Consider the following 15,972-nt stretch of genomic DNA (forward strand, 5'->3'; position numbering starts at 1 on the left):
TTTTTAAAAATTATGCGATTTTTTTAATTAATTCTATGGATTTAAAAATACTTTCAAATAGCATCGTTTCATCACTATTTAATGAGTAGTAAAGCGTTTGGCCGTCGCGTCGTGATGTAATAATTCCGGCATCTTTAATTTTACGAATATGTTGAGATATAGCAGGGACACTCATTTTTAGAATGTCTGCTAAATCACAAGGACACATTTCGCCTTCTTCTTCTAAAAGGTAGAGAATTTTTAAGCGTACCTCATTTCCAGCAATGGATAATAGTTTAGAAATTTTTTTAAAGTTTATGTCCATACTTGCCAATGTTGACATACAGTTTAATAACTGTTTATGGTTGGCTTCTGCTCTTGTACAGGTTATTTCAAGTTTCATATTATTTACTTTAGACGCACAAATATATAATTAATTACTTCTTTAAGCAAATACTTAAATAATAAATATCAATTTGAGATAATTTTTAGTTTAGTTACTTTTGATAAAAGTGCTGGCGATATGCAGAAATAATCTAATTTCTGAAAGATTTATATAACAAAATCACTTCTGAAATAAATTGTATTACTATAGCTTTTAAACTTTTGGTTAACTCTAAAAAAATATCTTTCATAATGCTATTGCTGTTGTATGGATAGTAAAATGGCCAATGCCATAAATTTTATATTTGCGAAATTTGACAAATAACCGCCTTCATCTTTATTAGATAAGAAACCCAGCTCCAAGAGAACCGAAGCGCAATTATATACTGTTTCTCGAAGCACCTGAAAATTTGCAAACTTTACACCTCTACTCTCATATCCTATCTCTTTGCAAAGCGTCTTTTCAATTTGATAGCCGACATAAACAGATTCTTTAGAATATTCCGCTTGCTTTTTTGAAACATAAACTTCAATACCCCTAGCATTTGGATTATCCGAATGATTACAATGCAAGGAAACAAACACTTCAGCTTTTAGAGCTTTGGCTAGCTTCGTTCTATCCGATAGCGAAATAAGTGTATCATTATACCTGGTTAAATAAATATCCAGAGGCTTTTCTAAATTATTATTTAGCTTCAAAATGGCATTTGCAATACTCATTACAACATCTTTTTCTTTGATGCCATTTATACCTATTGCACCAAAATCTTTTCCACCGTGTCCAACGTCAATTACAATTCGTTTTTGAGTACTCGTTTCTTGTCCAAAAAAGATACACATTTTTAGAAGCAAAAAGACAAAACTGACGTTTTTGAGCACTTTTTTCATTTTCAATTTTCAGGTTATCAACAACTTTCCTTCAAAAACTCATAGAATTTGATACCAAATAATAGCAATTAAATTCAATTGATTTCAAAAAATATTTTATTCACAAATATTTGATTTTCAGTTATTTATAAACAAATATATGTAAATTTCTAACAACGAAAACAACACGAAAATCTAAACAATTTTATTATGAAAAAATCACACTATTTAGCATCAGTTCTTTCGCTCTTATCCACTTCGCTTTTCGCTCAAATTGGTGGCATAGAAGATTCCGTTAATGATGTTGGCGACACCATCAGAACCATTTTTCCAATTTTATTGGGTGTCATTTTCCTAGTTGGCTTTCTTTTTAATGCAGGGCATTTCTTTGGGGAAAATGCAGACCTTAAAAAAGGGATTACCAGAGTGCTTGTGTTTGTTTTGATTGCTGGCGCAGTTGTTGGCATCTTCACATACTTAATAGGAATCGTAGTATAAATGAACCCTCATCGAGGGCTTTATTAGAATAGCTGTATGAAGAAATACGAGGTCTATAAAAACATTAGGAAAAGGGCAGTCATTTTTGGGCTGCCTGTTTCCCTGTTTGCGTTAATGATGGTTTCCATTTTGGCTTCGCTGCTCATCATAATCTTCTCTTTCAGCTTCGGGATAATAATTGGAATACTCGTTTTTAATGCTGCCTTGTACGTAGCCTTAACGAGAATAACACATAACCCACAAATTTTTCAGATGGCTAAGGCTTTTCCAAGAATAATAAGTAACAAAAGAAACTCTGGCTTCAACTATGAACAAGATTAATCTTTCAGCATATCAACCTATTGCAGATATTCAAGACAATATCATATTTGCCAATAATGGCAATGTAGTCCTGTGCTATGAAGGAACGTTACCAGAGATTTATTCCTTATCTGAAAAAGACTTTGAGGACATACACGGTGCCTGGTTTCAGGCTTTGAAATCATTGCCTATTGGTACAGTAGTCCAAAAACAGGACATCTACCTTAAAAAGACCTATACTTCAGAAGCACTTCCCAATAGAACGTTTTTAGAAAAGGCTACGCACGACCACTTTAAAGGACGTGATTATATGGAACATCGTTGCTTTTTGTTCTTTACGCTCACTAAGAACAAGGCACTAAACAATTCAAAATATGTCAACCCTTTCCGAAAAGTTTCTAAGGGGATTGTCCAACAATTAGATGACAACATTAAAAGCTTTATCGGTTCTGTTAGTGATTCGGTTTCCTTCATAAACAATAGTCGTAAAATGAAGTTTGTTTCGCTCAACGCTCACGACATAAAGCAGTTAACCAATGGCTATTTCAATGGCTTTAATGATGGATTTGATACTGATATCATATTAGATAAAAAAAGCGTCAATATTGGCGAAAACCATTTTGATGCCCTGGCTATCAATAGCGAACTGTGCTTTGGCGAAAGTGTACAGAGTAGCAAAACCAATGAGAAATTCACTTCTGACGATTTTGTGTTTCATCAAGGGTTTATTGATGGCTTAGGGCTTACGCTTAATGAAAATCATATCGTCAATCAAATCTTATATCTGGATGACAAACAAAAGTGGCGTAAACTACTTGATAAGAAAGTTGAGGAACTCAACAAAAGTTCCAACTTCGGTTCGCAGAATAAAGTAGTCCTCGGTAAAATTCAGCATATCCTTGACCAAATCAACGCTGATGATAATGCACGCATTATTCGTGGTCATTTAAACATCATCTATTGGGACAAGAACCCAGAAAATTTAAGTCGAATTGGTTCAAAAATAAAGACCGAGTTTAAGGAACTAGACATTATTCCATACTACCCCAGAGGCGAGGAACGGAAGAACTATATACTAAATAGTTACTGCTGTTTTTCATCCAATTTTTCAAACAACGATTTATATGTTACTGATTTAAAACACGCCTTATGCCTTTTCATTAATAACACCAATTACAATTCCGATGCCATCGGAATCATCTTTAATGATAGGGAACATAACGTTCCAGTTCTAAAGGATGTTTGGGACGAGCGCAAGAAGCGCATTAAGGCACGAAACTTTGCCATTTTTGCCCCAACAGGTGAGGGCAAGTCCTTTTTGGCAAATAACATTCTACGCCAGTATTTTGAAAGTGGTGTCCGCCTGGTTATTATAGACCTCGGCGGATCCTACACCAAATTTGCCAAACTCTATCCCGAAAAATATACTGTGCTTCGCTATGAAAGTGGCAAAAACTTGGGTATCAATCCCTTTTATATAAGTGATACAAATGACCTGACACCTGAACGTTTGGAAGATTTATCAGTCTTTCTGTTTGAATTGTTTGCTTCAGACTTAAAAGTTACCAAAGCACAATCGGTTTCGGTCAAAAAGATATTGCGCCATTATTACAATAACACTACAAAAAATCATTCGCTGGATGGTTTCTACAACTTTATAGAGAGGAATCAGAAAGACCTTCTGGACACCTTAAAAATCCATCCCGACTACTTCAATATTACAAGCTTCTTGCACGTAATGTCCGAATATGTCGGCGATGGTCTATATAGCTTCCTTTTTGAAGTAAGCGAAGACCAGACCTATAAAATTGAGGATAAACGACTGATTGTTTTTGAGCTCGATGAAGTAAAGGATAACAAGGAAATCCTGTCAGTAATGTTGAAACTAATTAAGTCAGCCATCCAAAGAACTATTTGGAAAAACAGAGCTGAAAAAGGCATTATCCTTTTCGATGAGTTTGCAAAGCAATTGAAGTTTGAAAACGTATTGGAAAGTGTGGAATTCTACTATCAAGCGATTCGTAAACAGAATGGTGCGATAGGCATTATTCTTCAATCCATAAATCAGCTTCCCAACAATTCAACATCGGCAAGCATACTAGAAAATACACAGGTCATTTATAGCCTAAACAATGAAAAAGGTTATGACGAACTGGTCAAAAGACTCAATCTATCCAGCCACGATTTAAACCAATTAAAATCCATCAAAAACAATCTTTCTGGACCACGGAAGTATACCGAAATGTTCATCAAAATAGGAAAGGAAAGCAACATTTTTAGGCTGGAAGTTCCCAAAGAAGTGTACGCAGCCTACCTAACCGACGGACAGGAAAACGAGGCCATAATGGCCATTTATGAAAAGACCAATGATATGGAATTGGCTATTAAAAAATTCACATCTAAAACATAATATTATGAAATCGAAGATTCACGAATACCAAAACAAATTTTTTACAATGAGTAAAACAAAAATCAAAACAATCTTGTTCGGGCTATTCTTAACGGTTGGCCTTTTACTGCCTAGCGGTGCTACCGCTCAAGGAATGCCAGTTTATGACAATACCAACTTTGTAAGCTTGGTAAAATCGCTTGTGGAATCTGCAAAACAGACCTCACAGCTTATCAAGTCCGTAAAGTTCTTGAAAGATGCAAAAGAGAGTATCGAGAAAGTATCAAGTGTGGTACAACAGCTCAGAGCTGTACAGGAAATTGCCCAGAACAATCAACGCCTTATCAACGTAATGCAAAACGATTTGCAGGATATTTTAAACTCGCCTTACATCAAACCAGAGGAAGTTACAAGGGTTGCGGAATCATTTGATGCCATAGTCCAAAACTCTTTGGACACGGTTGATTTTATGAGTGAAATTTTATCCAGCGATAATCTAAAAATGTCCGATGCCGAACGTGCTGAAGTCTTAAAGCAAAAAGAACAGGAATCAAAGGAAATGGTTTCCAATATAAAGACAAAAACTAAGCGCTATCGTGACATCATTTCCTTCAGAAAAATGCAGGATAAAGTAAATAACCGAGAAACAGAATATTAAAAATGACCGCAACCATACTTTTAGGAATTGGACTGGAATACGTTGATGCGGTGTTTCAAACCATACAGAACAGCAGTTTTTCGCAATATACTATTGCAGGAATGAAAACGCTCGCTGTTTTGTTCTTTCTAGTCAATATCCTAAAAAAATACAATGAGGGCATTGCGGATAAAGACGGTTATACTTGGGGATTGAGCCCAGGGGAATTGACCAAGAACTTTGCAGTCGTTCTTCTGGTCATATTTTCAACACTGGTCCTGGGCTTTTTCGATAGCATCTTAGTTTCTATTGAAGCGCAATATCGTGGTACAGCACCAGCTTTATTGCCTTTACAGATGCAGGATATTCCTATTGAAGAGGATGTAAGTATCATCGAGGTTGCACAAGCGGCAATGACACTGTTATACGAAGCTTTGGTAACACCTCTTTACGGTTTCAAAATATTCGCATTTATCATTAGCCTGTTTCTTTGGATTTTAGACTTGTTCATCTACCCGCTATTTCTTGCCGAACGCTATTTCCTCTTAGGCATAATGCAAGCTTTTTTCCCACTCGTAATAAGTCTGGCGGTTTTTGAAAAATTCCGTTCGCTTGCCTATACATTTTTCAAATTGTACGCTGCCGTTTATATGTTGGTGCCGGCTTTCTTTTTGGTCAATGTATTTGTAAATGCACTCTATACTGAAATCAATACGAACTTCTGGACAAACCTTTTTGGGACAGATGTTGGCCAGGGCTTTTTTGCACCTGTGGTTCAACTTGGTTCAGTTGGCTTCATTGTTTTTCTAAAATTCAAATTATACAAACGTGCCACATCATTTACCCTCAGATTGTTTACCAGTTAATTCCAATGAAAATGAAAACACCTTACAAAAATATCTACGCAGTCTTAAAATTGAACAGATTTATCGTGTTGACAGTTGTCATTTTTGCAATGCTATCCAGTACCTTTTCACTATTGATGGTATATAAAACGAATAAAGAAACTCTTAATAGTGCCTTTGCCATTAATACTGATGGAAGTATTATTCCCCTCAAGCTCGTCACACAAAAAGAAAACTTCAAGGTAGAAGCTCTCGCACATTTGGATTTGTTCCATAACTATTTCTATAACATCGATGCCAGTAATTATGAACGCAATTTGGAAAAGGCATTATGGCTGGGCAATAGTTCTGTGGACAATCTCTACCGCCAGAAAAAAGCGGATGGTGTCTATAACCGTTTGCTACAATATTCGCTAGTTCAGAAAGTACTGAGTATTGATTCACAAATCGAAGAACAAAACGGAACATACGTCTTCAGAACCGTTACCATTTTTGAAATCAATAGAGGTTCAATAATCGATACCTACGAACTTGTTTCTAGTGGAAACTTAATTCCAGTTGACCGAAACTTTCCAAGCAATCCCCACGGATTGTTGATTACAAACTATTTCGAGAACACCTTAAAAAAAATAAACGATGAAAGTTGAAAAAAATAAAATTGTATTTGCAGCTGTATTGGTTGTGATTTTCATATTCCTGATATCCTATTCTATGATGGTAATGGGCGATGACGAAAGTGATAATGAAAATCTTGAACAGACCTTGATACCCGATTTAGATGAGAACCAAAAAGAGTATGATTCAAAATTGGATGCCATAAATGATTTAAAGGAAGTACGAGAAAATAATGCACCCAGCATCTATGACGAAAAACTGATTGATTCCTTGGGCTTTTATGACCCTGACCTTCCGGAACGGGAAAAAGAACGCATTGTAGATAGTATTTATGATGCTGGTAAGATTCAGTACTCTGAAAAGAAATATCAAAACCTTGGACAAAAGAAAGTTGCTCAAAACAATATCCAGCAAATAGATTCTGCCGAAATAAGACGAGAACAAAAAATTGAGGCTAAAGAATTGGGGCTGGAACATCAACTGTTCTTTGCCGCTTCGCCTAAACCCAATGAAACTTCGATTATAGGCAATACAGATGCAACTATTTATGTGGTTGTAGATGGTGACCAGGTTGTCAAAGCAAATACTCGATTACGAATGCGCCTTACTAAATCAGCGACTATTAACGGTAAGTTGATGCCTAAGAATACACTTGTTTTTGGGTTTATCAGTTTTCAGCCCAATCGTGCTTTAATCGAGATTGAAAACATAAAGCACCATCCGACGAAACTTAAAGCTTTCGATTTACTGGATGGTAGCGAAGGTATCTATGTGCAAAACAATTTTCGTGCAGAGGCTACCACGGAAGTACTGGATGATGTTATAGGTGATATCAACATTCCAACTGTTCCACAAGTGGGTGGCATTACACAGGTATTTAGACGTCGTAATAGAAGCGTGAAGGTAACTGTGCTTAACAACTACAGATTAATTCTAAAACCAAAATTATGAAAACCCTATTTTTATTATTGATATCATTGATTTCCGCTTTTGCAAAAGCGCAAACAGACATAGTACTAGACACAATTTATGCGAACGACACTAAAAATGTTGCGCTATTTTTCCCAGAACCCATACGACAGGGTATAACTGGTTCAGATAATTTCGTCTTTACCTACAATCGTGAAAAAGAACAGTATTTCGGATTACTTCAGGCAAAGCCTGGTAAAGAAAGTAATCTGCTGGTAATCAACAGAAATGGCACAATTTTTTCGTATATTGTAAGATATAAAAAGCAGCTGTCAAAGCTCAATTATTTCATTCCATTATCAAATAGTATAGGGAATGAAAAACCAATTGTAACCGATTCGATTCAGGTTGTAACTTCTGAAAAAAATATAGATAACAGAACCTACTATTATCAAAAATTCTGCTCCTATCTTCTTAACAGAAACCAGCGTATTGGTCGGATTAAGAAGCGAACACAAGGCATTGTCTTGAATGTTAAAAATGTTGTTTTTGATAAAGAAGAACTCTACTTCGTTATCCAGATTGAGAATAATTCTACGATGGATTACGATTTGAATTTTTTGAACCTCTCCATCGAGACTCGACAAAAAGGGAAAAAGAAATCTTTACAGAGTTTGTATCAAGAACCTATTTACAAGCACTATCTGCCTTCAAAAATTGCAGAAGGTAAAATGGTACGGTTTGTTTATGTAATGCCCAAATTTTCGTTATCGAATGACCGTAGGGCAATTTTGGAATTGAATGAGAATGATGGCGAACGCAATATAAAACTGAATATATCACATAGATATATCAATAACCCAAATTAATAATATTATGAAAAGATTACTCATTTGCTCAATCGTACTTCTATTTATTTCCTGCGCAGGAAATAATAATATGTCACACACCGAAACAGCACAAATTGTTGCTGAAAGTTTTTTCACAAAAGATGAGTCAGCTCTAAAAAAGTATACAACATCAGATGGATATGCCAGTTTAATTACGGTTCAAAATATGATTCCAGAGTCAGACAAAGAAATCAAAGTAGAGATTTTGAATGAGGCTATTGAAGGTGAGATTGCTTGGGTAAAATACAAAACGTCTTTTGATGGAAAGTCAGGTATCTTTAAGCTCGTTAAGGAAAATGACGAATGGAAAGTGACTAGCAAAGGTCCGAGGGAAAAAGGGCCTTTTTAATAAACTTTTAGGCACTATTCAAAGTGGTAAAATCAAACATAAAATGTCTTATTACCATATCATCAGGGTGCTCTGATTCGTAATATTTATCGTGTAAGTGATAAAGTTTGGGTTTCAAAAATTCAGGCTGCCTGTCGTCTTTTTTTAAAAGCTTATTAACTCCGTCCACAGTATTGTCCAAATCTCCTTCAAGCACATACCCAAGTAGGCATCCGTTCTCATATTTCTTGGAAACAAAACTGTTAATTCCAGTATCAATATAACGTCGTTTTAAGCCAGAATCTTTTTCTTTAAGATTTTTGGCTTCCATATGGTATTCATACTCTAAGGAAGAATTTATGGTTACCAATCTAAGGTCTATTCTAGGTAGTTTTGCTGCAAAACCCTTTTCCCTTTCTATATCATCTTTTGGTAAATGCTGCTCAACATTCGTAACGATGCTCCACTTTAATCTTATTGGATTTTCCTTGATGTGTTCGTGCAATTCCGAAGTAATGTCATTTTCATCCCAGTTGAGTTTGATGACTTTGGTTTCCATAGCTGAAACATAAGATTCTGTTATCAGCTGAAAGCATTTTTCTTCAAAGCCTCTTTTGAAGCTGGCAACTATTACTTTGTTTAATCCCATTTACTATACTTCATTAAGGATTTCCAGTATTAATTCTGAAGCATCTTCAATCGCCATCGATTGAGTCCAGAATCGTCTCTGATTGGGACGAACAATAAAAATCTCGTTGCCTGTTTTATAATTTAATTTTTTTCTGAAATAGATGTTAGTTGCTTTCTTTTGCCACAATTCTTTATCCAAGTCCCGCAATATGTCGTGTATATCAACACTAGATATTGAAACTTCCTTTTCAGAATCTCCAAACGCAACCTTAGTTATCATTAAGGGTGAGAAATGTCTTATGTTTTCATAAACGGTACAATTAGCGTAGAGATTCTGATTTTGTAAAAAGTCATTTAAATGCTGCGAAACCTTTATGGCATAATCTTGAATTTCATCTTTGTTAGTTGGACCAAGAACATATTGATACCTCTTAATTAATAATGGAATTGTAAATTCTACAAAATTGTCTACAATTAAGCCTTCATCGATTGAAAAGTTAAAACATTTAGATATATAACTATCAATCTCCTGTTCAAACTTTTTCGTATTTGTGTTAAAAATTTTAGATTCTTCAATTATCATCCTATCGTAAATATCAGCAAGATGATATAAGTTCTTTTTAGACAAAGAAAATGGTAGTCGATAGACTTCATTAGGTTTGATTTCTTCTCTTTCTATTCCAATAGATGCTGAACATAAGAAAAGATAATAATAAGCAAGTTTGGAATTTATAAAACACGTTAACCCTTTAAGTACTTTTGAATCAGTATGACTCAGACCTAGAACTTTACTATTAAACGAACAGGCTTCATCTTCATAAGAAGCACAAATTTTCCAGTTGGAAAGACCTTCTTTAATTAGAATATGTGGTGCAAAATAAGTCTTTTTCGCTCCCACACGTCTAAATACATTAATTGTAGGTAAGTCATCTACCTGCACACCGTAATGCTTAGCATATATTTCTTTTGACCGCTGAGTAAGCCCAGAATTTAAATCTGAAAATGAATGTGAAACGTAACGTCTAATATTCTTAGGGGCAATGTATCTATTTGGAATTTCATTATCTACTTTAGGATTTTTAGTGGAATTATTCAAAAACTGTAATCCAGAGCCCCTATCAATTTTTTCATCCGAAATAAACTGTTCGAGACCGTCTGAAGCATTTAGTTTTTGTATCAAATTTATATCTGCAATTCCACCCCACATTGCAATTTTCCAAATTTTTGAAGTTGGTTTTTTGCATTCTTCCCGTGGAAGATATTTCAAATCTGTGCCATCAATGCTAACACCTTCTATAACATTGGATTTAATGTAAGTCTTTGGCGCATAATAGATAATTGTGTCAGATTTTTTCTTAGGTTGACTTTTTCTATAAAATGCAATACTGATTGGTCCAGTTGCTGAACCAAACAATTGACCACCAAAATCTTTAGGTGCATTTCGTAATATCGAGAAATTATATATTTTCTCTACATAGCACTCATTGAAAAGCCACTTCCTGAAATTTTGATATGTTATTTTGGTATTGGTAAGGATTTTGGTATTGAAAATCAAGGCAATTTCTCCATTATCAGAGAACTTTGTCGCCTTATGAAGAAATGGAAGAACCATCTCCTTTGCGAACCCATATTTATCGCTATAATCTCGAATAGATTGGGATAGGTTCTTAGTGCCAAAAGGTGGATTCCCTACCACTAAATCAAAATCAATTTGTTCTATTTCTGGATTCTCCTTTATAGTATCTGTACGAAACAAATTATTGCCCTGTTCAAATAGAGTATCATCCGAAGGGTCATTTATCAGATATGGTAAGCGATAGTCTTTATTTTGCCAAATAGTCTTTGGATTCAGGTTATCAACCAAAGCCAAATAAAGACTAAAAGCGGCTACCTTGATTGACTGAGGGTGTATCTCTATACCAAATATATTATCCGTCAACAGCTTCTTCAGCTCATTAAAGTCTGTCAGCTTTTCTGAATTGGCATTTTCGTGACGTTTGACTAGACGTTTAAAACTTTCAACCAAAAAAATCCCCGAACCACAAGTAGGGTCTAATACCTTAACATTAAATTCTTTTTCCGTCCTAGAGATTGGTAATTTCTCATTCAATATGAGTTCAACTAGGGAAGGTGGTGTGTAATAAGTACCCGTATCTTGCTTTAAAGTAGGGTTTATTTCAGCGAGGAAATTCTCGTAGATTTCACTCAACAATTCTATTTGAATAATGCTAAAATCGAACAGGCGTAAATCTTCAAAAAGATTCTGCTGTAAGGAATTATCATTACCGTTGATAAAACACTTTCGAATAATTTTTAAATGTTCCCTAGAGATTGACTCATTGCTATCTACAGTAAAAACATTACCGTTAAAATATTCTTCTAGTTTTTTAAAAAGAGAATATGTTTTATCTGCATTGTCCAAAATGTCGAAATAAGACTTTGCACCTTTCTTTATTTCAGAATAAAATTTTTCATCAGTTGCACCTCTATCTTCTAAATACAGAAGAAATAGAGAACGCATTATTATTTTATGGATAAGGTTTATTTCTAATCCTTCTGCCTGTAGTTGCCTAGCAGTATAAGTAAGGCTCTCTACAAGGTACTTATCAACCCTTCGTTGAAGACTTATTTTCTTTCTAATCTCAAAAGCTTCTTCCAATGTCCATATGATACCTGTATCAATGGCAATGGTGGAAAAGAGGTTTTGAAGTTGTTTGAGCTTGGTTTTATCCGAGAACTTGTAAGACTCTATTTCGAGTGTTTTAAGCTCCTTCTTATAGTCAAAATCATCTGATTTGATTATAAGAGGTTTCTCGGCACAATTGTAAATACGGATTTCAGTTTCCGAATAAACATATAGAAAAATTACCTTTTTGAAGTTCCAGATTTTTTTTTGAGCCTTTGCAACTTGATGAAGAGCCCGGTCATCAAATTTTTTAACTTTTTTTAAAAAAACCGCAGGATAACTATTATGATTTTCGTCGGTACTGAAATAAATTTCATCAATACCGAAGTCTTTTACTTGATTAATTACAACTAACTGACTTTCAGAGATTTGATTAGATTCCGAAGTAACAGAGACGGCCTTATCCAAGCCTAAATTTTCTATTATATCAAAATCAATCATATCGAAAGTTGTCCAAAATACCTGATAGTTAGTTACATACTAAATTAATTCCAAAGGTACAAATGATTTTGCGATTTTGATAATCGAAGTTTTACTATTATTTGGACATATTCCAAAAATTTGGACAAATCATTCATTTGCTTCACTAACTAATTCATTAATAATATTATAATTCGGGCCTTAATTAACTTAAGTACAGAAGTGTTACTCAAATATCGACTTCGCTTCCTCATAAACTCTCTCAAAATTAGCCTCTAAATCAGCCTGAGAAAACGGTTTTGATACCATCGGTAATTCTCGTTGAATGTTAGCCAATTTAAACTGAACTTTCTTATCCTTTCCATCAGCATAGGTAATAAACTCGCCTTGTTTTAATCTAAAGAAAACATCTGCTCTAATTTTTGGAATTTCTTTTTCTCCAGTTGTAATACGTGTATCAAAATCGAGATTGTGTCCACGACTAATACTTTTGGTAGGGTCTTTAATTATTTCAAAAAAGCGTTCGTAATATTTAGCCGTGTCAGGGTCGTTTACCTTTCCAAAAAATTGATAGGAAAGATTACTTAATATAGCTTTGCTTGCTTTGTCGCCATACATCATATCGTTTTGAATTTTATCCTGCATCACATAAATAGTAGCGATATCATAACTACGCAAAGTTGCAGGGATTCTGTGCATATTCAATAATCGGATTGTTGGTGCTTCTTCCATCAACAAAAAAGAAGGTTTGGAATTCCGAACGCTCATTTGTTTGGTAATGGTGTGAATAATGGTAGCAATTACAGGCGAATAAGACGTTTCATATTTTGGATTGTTTACTACTGAAATTATTGCAGGGTTTTCTTCGCTATTGATATTCAATGGAACATCATCTACGGATAATGCCATAAAAATGCGCTGTGTGCTAATTCGTTTAAGTGCATTGGCCAGGGTGCTTTTGACGCCAGCTGTCTGCCTATCCGAATCCTTACCACTAATAAATGCATCTGCCATTGCTCTCGACGTGGTGTTGGTTTCCAAAAACTGAATAAGGCTATCTGTGTCCAATAATTGATAAATAGCTATCAAATGTGGAAGAGTACAGTATTTAGGATAGTCGGTTTTTAGTTTCCAAATCAAACCACCAATTAAACCTTCAGCTGCATCGTTAAAGAATTTTGTTGTACCAGTCGTTCCTGATTCCCTTTGCTCCAAAAGGTTTTCAATCAACACCCTAGAAACTTCGTTTACGCTTTCCTCGTTCTCTAAATAGTGGGGTGCGATAGGATTTACCCTATGGATGATTTTATCGAAGGAAATGACCTTAAACGGAATATCACTATCCTTGAATAGTGGATAAGCCATTTCGGTCAGCTCAAAATCTTTATAGTCGTGAATAATTCCGCAAAAACTCTCTTTCCGGAAATGTTTTAGAAATCCATAAACGACACTTTCGGTTTTTCCGCTTCCGGCGGATCCGATGACGGATGCGCCACGTTTAATATTATCTAATTTGAAGTTTCCTTTATTCGTAGAAAAACTGACCTGATATTTAGTGTTTCCATTTTGTGCGTTTTCAGTTTTATGCAGAAAAACGTACAGTCCTGTATTAATTAGCATAAGAGGACACACCAAATAAAGTAATATCGATACTAATTCATTTCCTTCAGAAGTATAGAAAACGAGAAATGAAAGCATAGTGATATTTAATAAAAATGCATATTTGCTTACTCGAAACATCGCATAGAAAACAGTACTGGTCAAACCAATGATTGAAAGTATCGTTATAAGATTGTCTATTTGCATACCCACTATATTCCTATTGAACTTGATTTTATGGCCACCTCTGCACCACGTCTTAATCGTTTGAAAACCCGAAGTGCAATTTGTGCTTGACTAACTGGAATACTGGGAACGATTGGTAATCCTGTTTTTGTAATCATTTTGAAAGCTAATGCTTTTTCGTTGGCTGGTAATTTCATCAAAGCAGCAAAGTAGAGCTTGGGATTTTTTACAAAATCCTTTCGTGCCTTATAGGTTTCGGCAAAGTTTCGTTTGTAGCCAAAAGTCTTGTCAAATGTCTTTTCTGCTTTCTCAAAAAATTTGTCTCTGTCAAAACCTCGTTTCACATTCTTACCGTGCATTTCAACTTCGGAAGCTTTGTGCTTGCTTCCTGGGGAAAGGCTAACAGAGTTGGAAGCGTCCTTTCTGCTCACGATGATATGGATATGACTTTGGTTTCCATCTTTTCGCATTCCCTGGACTATCCGTTTTCCATTTTGTTGATGTGGTGCTTGGCGTTCCAGTTTAGCAATTTCCTTTTTCATCTTTTTGATATTCCCTTCAGCTCGTCCTTCTTGGATGTTTCGGATATCCGTTTTGAGCTGAAGTATTTTTGTAGCAAAAGGTTGATTTTCTTTTATCTGCTTATCCGTTCCTTTAAATGTGCGTTGGTGTTCTATTTTAGCATAGTATTTTATGTCATCGATGGTTATGGGTCGCCCATTAATTTCCCTATTGAATGAAGCCACATAATCCTTCATCAATTCACGAGTGTAGCTTTTTAAATCTTGGCTGTTGTTCTGAAGTTTTCGTAATTCATATTTTGATGGACTGACCGTAATCGAATAAAACTTAGGTTCTTTCTTTTTTAATTTTGCGGTGTTTCCATCAATTTCTTTTACCACTTCTTCAGCAGAAATTTCATCGCCATATTGATTGAAAAAGTGTTCCATATCGTGCTGTTCCAAGCCTTGATTTTCTTTCTCTAAATAGCCTACAAAATCAGCCGAACTTTGTGAATAATTGTTACCTAATTTTTGAGGTGTTATTGTAATATACATAGCTCAAAAATTTATAGTTGGTTACTTGGGTTTTCCTTTTCGCGAAAGCGTACTTCCTTTTTCTCTTCAGCATATTTCTTTTCTACAATCAGCGGTTTTTTTGCTGGTTCTTCTGTTTCAAAGAGCGATTGAATCATAGCCACCGTAGGTTTTGTTTGCGTCTTTTCGACATCCCGCATTATGGCAATGACCGCATTGATTCTTTTGAGTAATTTAGCTTCAATGGTACGTCCTGTTGGTCCTAATTTTTCCTTTGGCGAAATTTCGTTGTAGAAGAAAAAATCCAGCATTGTGGACATTGCTTCGGTGTGCGATTTGAAGTAAGTGCGTGAGAATGTTTGGAAACGTTTTGCTGTTTCCTTTTTAAATCTAATTCCAGTAAATGAGTCCATATTTCGCCGATTTGTCGCAAAATCTTCCCTAAAAATGGGCGTTCCCAGCCTGTTTGTCGCAAATCGTTGATTGTCTAGAAATTATAATAAATTTAATTAACTGATTAGCAGGTAATTAAAAACGAAAAGGAATCCGAAACATCGCGCAGCGTGTTACCCTCTTGCTATTCCTTTTCGTCCCGCGAGCGGGACAAAAATCCATACAATCTGGCTAAAAAGCCGATTGCCATTTTCAAGGAAAATGATTTTCCTGTATGTTAAATTTAGATGTTTAAGGGTATCGGCGAAAGTCAAAAAGTGGATAGCCTTACTTTAATTTGTGCGCTGAATTTCAGCAATGTAAAGATACATTTTTTTCTT

Annotated in this window: 16 protein-coding genes; 9 read left to right on the forward strand and 7 right to left on the reverse strand. The window is 35.1% G+C overall.

Going from position 1 to position 15,972, the window contains the following annotated elements; translation table 11 throughout:
- Positions 1–10: 10 nt before the first annotated feature.
- Both BFP75_RS04745 and BFP75_RS04750 read right to left on the reverse strand, forming a co-directional pair.
- The gene (locus BFP75_RS04745) at positions 11–382 is read right to left on the reverse strand and encodes an ArsR/SmtB family transcription factor (protein ID WP_099543812.1); all 372 of its coding nucleotides are present in this window, start codon (positions 380–382) and stop codon (positions 11–13) included.
- Positions 383–618: 236 nt separating this feature from the next.
- Entirely contained in the window at positions 619–1,251 is a 633-nt protein-coding gene (locus BFP75_RS04750) for an N-acetylmuramoyl-L-alanine amidase (RefSeq protein WP_089369762.1), read from the reverse strand.
- 189 nt (positions 1,252–1,440) lie between these two features.
- Here BFP75_RS04750 and BFP75_RS04755 point away from each other — a divergent pair, with 189 nt between their 5' ends.
- From BFP75_RS04755 to BFP75_RS04795, 9 genes are read left to right on the forward strand one after another with little or no spacing between them, the layout of a single operon-like run.
- Complete coding sequence (locus tag BFP75_RS04755) at positions 1,441–1,728, forward strand: hypothetical protein (RefSeq protein ID WP_089369763.1); 288 nt, start codon at positions 1,441–1,443, stop codon at positions 1,726–1,728.
- A gap of 36 nt (positions 1,729–1,764) precedes the next feature.
- Positions 1,765–2,049 (forward strand): hypothetical protein, encoded by a 285-nt coding sequence (locus BFP75_RS22285; RefSeq protein WP_099543814.1) that lies wholly within the window; start codon positions 1,765–1,767, stop codon positions 2,047–2,049.
- Complete coding sequence (locus BFP75_RS04765; protein ID WP_099543816.1) at positions 2,036–4,438, forward strand: TraG family conjugative transposon ATPase; 2,403 nt, start codon at positions 2,036–2,038, stop codon at positions 4,436–4,438. The genes BFP75_RS22285 and BFP75_RS04765 overlap by 14 nt, the downstream gene beginning before the upstream one ends.
- 46 nt (positions 4,439–4,484) lie before the next feature.
- A complete protein-coding gene (locus BFP75_RS04770; protein ID WP_099543978.1) occupies positions 4,485–5,075 on the forward strand; it encodes a conjugal transfer protein in 591 nt (196 codons plus the stop codon).
- A gap of 2 nt (positions 5,076–5,077) precedes the next feature.
- Complete coding sequence (locus BFP75_RS04775; RefSeq protein WP_099543818.1) at positions 5,078–5,920, forward strand: hypothetical protein; 843 nt, start codon at positions 5,078–5,080, stop codon at positions 5,918–5,920.
- A gap of 11 nt (positions 5,921–5,931) precedes the next feature.
- Positions 5,932–6,546, forward strand: a complete 615-nt coding sequence (locus BFP75_RS04780; protein WP_099543980.1) for a conjugal transfer protein TraK — start codon at positions 5,932–5,934, stop codon at positions 6,544–6,546.
- Positions 6,536–7,465: a conjugative transposon protein TraM gene (gene traM, locus BFP75_RS04785; RefSeq protein WP_099543821.1), complete on the forward strand. Its 930-nt coding sequence runs from the start codon at positions 6,536–6,538 to the stop codon at positions 7,463–7,465. Before BFP75_RS04780 ends, traM begins: the two co-directional genes overlap by 11 nt.
- Positions 7,462–8,292: a DUF4138 domain-containing protein gene (locus BFP75_RS04790; RefSeq protein ID WP_099543822.1), complete on the forward strand. Its 831-nt coding sequence runs from the start codon at positions 7,462–7,464 to the stop codon at positions 8,290–8,292. The genes traM and BFP75_RS04790 overlap by 4 nt, the downstream gene beginning before the upstream one ends.
- A gap of 7 nt (positions 8,293–8,299) precedes the next feature.
- A complete protein-coding gene (locus tag BFP75_RS04795) occupies positions 8,300–8,662 on the forward strand; it encodes a hypothetical protein (RefSeq protein WP_099543824.1) in 363 nt (120 codons plus the stop codon).
- A 7-nt stretch (positions 8,663–8,669) separates the two neighbouring features.
- Here BFP75_RS04795 and BFP75_RS04800 read toward each other — a convergent pair whose 3' ends face one another.
- From BFP75_RS04800 to BFP75_RS04820, 5 genes are all read right to left on the reverse strand, one after another.
- Entirely contained in the window at positions 8,670–9,290 is a 621-nt protein-coding gene (locus BFP75_RS04800; RefSeq protein WP_099543826.1) for a hypothetical protein, read from the reverse strand.
- Between the two features lie 3 nt (positions 9,291–9,293).
- On the reverse strand, positions 9,294–12,398 hold the full coding sequence (locus BFP75_RS04805; protein WP_099543828.1) for a class I SAM-dependent DNA methyltransferase: 3,105 nt from the start codon (positions 12,396–12,398) through the stop codon (positions 9,294–9,296).
- 204 nt (positions 12,399–12,602) lie between these two features.
- The gene (locus BFP75_RS04810; RefSeq protein ID WP_099543830.1) at positions 12,603–14,183 is read right to left on the reverse strand and encodes a type IV secretory system conjugative DNA transfer family protein; all 1,581 of its coding nucleotides are present in this window, start codon (positions 14,181–14,183) and stop codon (positions 12,603–12,605) included.
- Between the two features lie 5 nt (positions 14,184–14,188).
- A complete protein-coding gene (mobB, locus tag BFP75_RS04815; RefSeq protein ID WP_099543832.1) occupies positions 14,189–15,220 on the reverse strand; it encodes a MobB family relaxase in 1,032 nt (343 codons plus the stop codon).
- Positions 15,221–15,231: 11 nt separating this feature from the next.
- Entirely contained in the window at positions 15,232–15,612 is a 381-nt protein-coding gene (locus BFP75_RS04820; RefSeq protein ID WP_099543834.1) for a BfmA/BtgA family mobilization protein, read from the reverse strand.
- Between the last annotated feature and the right edge of the window lie 360 nt (positions 15,613–15,972).

Source organism: Maribacter sp. 4G9 (assembly GCF_002742265.1).
GTDB lineage: Bacteria > Bacteroidota > Bacteroidia > Flavobacteriales > Flavobacteriaceae > Maribacter.